1 protein-coding gene is annotated in these 1,177 nt (G+C 68.9%); it reads left to right on the top strand.

Annotation, left to right across the window (positions count from 1 at the left end; translation table 11 throughout):
* Positions 1 to 123: 123 nt before the first annotated feature.
* On the top strand, positions 124 to 1,177 hold a 1,054-nt coding region (locus tag HUK84_RS19260; protein WP_176641649.1), incomplete at its 3' end, for an aromatic ring-hydroxylating dioxygenase subunit alpha.

Below are 1,177 nucleotides of genomic sequence, written 5' to 3'. Positions count from 1 at the left end.
GCACGTCCTGTCGGCCGGCCGTCCCGTGGTGGTGGACGGCGCGATTCCCGGCCTGGACCTGCCGGCGCTGCTGCACCATGCCCGCGCCGTCGTCACCCGCATCGCCCGGCAGGAGGACCTGGTATGCTGACCACCAAACAGGCGGTGCTGCGCCGCTTCTGGTACGCGGTCATGCCGGTGCATCACCTGGCCGACGGCCCCAGGCCCTTCCGCCTGATGGGCGAGGACCTGGTCCTGTTCCTCGATGCCGGCGGCGCGCCCCGCGCGCTGCGCGACCGCTGCTGCCACCGCACCGCGAAACTCTCCAAGGGCTGGTGTGCGCATGGCGAGATCGTCTGCGGCTATCACGGCTGGCGCTATGACGGGCAGGGCCGCCTGACCGAAATCCCCCAATTGGGCCGCGACGCGCCGCTGCCCGCCTGCCGGGTACAGTCCTTCCGCTGCCAGGCGCGCTACGGCTATGCCTGGGTGGCGCTGGACGATCCCATCGCGGACATCTTCGACATCCCCGAGGACCGCGATCCCGCCTTCCGCCGCATCTTCCAGTTCTACGACACCTGGCGGACCGCGCCGCTGCGGCTGATGGAAAACTCCTTCGACAACGCGCATTTTTCCTACGTGCATCGCGGCACGTTCGGCGACATCACCCAGCCCAGGCCCAAATTCTACGACATCGCCGAGACCGATTACGGCTTCTACGCCACCACGGTGGTCGACATCCTCAACCCGCCCGACGCGGTGGCGATCACCGGCGATCCGTCGCCCACCACCACGCGCACCATGCACAACCACTGGTACATGCCGTTCTGCCGCCGGATGGACATGGCCTATCCCAGCGGCATCCGCCACATCATCATCAATTGCGCCACCCCGATCGAGGACGACCGGATCCAGCTCGTCCAGCTCCTCTACCGCAACGACCGCGAGGAAGACTGCCCCGCCGAACGCCTGATCGCCTGGGACCGCAAGATCACCGACGAGGACCGCGAGATCCTCGAAGCCACCGATTGCGACGCGACCCTGGACATCACCCGCCAGGTCGAAAGCCACATGCCCTCCGACCGCCCCGGCCTGATCATGCGCCGCCGCCTGCTCGACCTGCTGCGCCGCCATGGCGAGGACGAAATCGCCCGCCCCCCGCCGCCCTCGGCAACGCCGCCCGCCATGCCGGGCCCCG

The organism is Nguyenibacter vanlangensis (assembly GCF_013376155.1).
In the GTDB taxonomy this organism is placed as follows: domain Bacteria; phylum Pseudomonadota; class Alphaproteobacteria; order Acetobacterales; family Acetobacteraceae; genus Gluconacetobacter; species Gluconacetobacter vanlangensis.
This window is presented reverse-complemented; position numbering and strand designations above follow the sequence as displayed.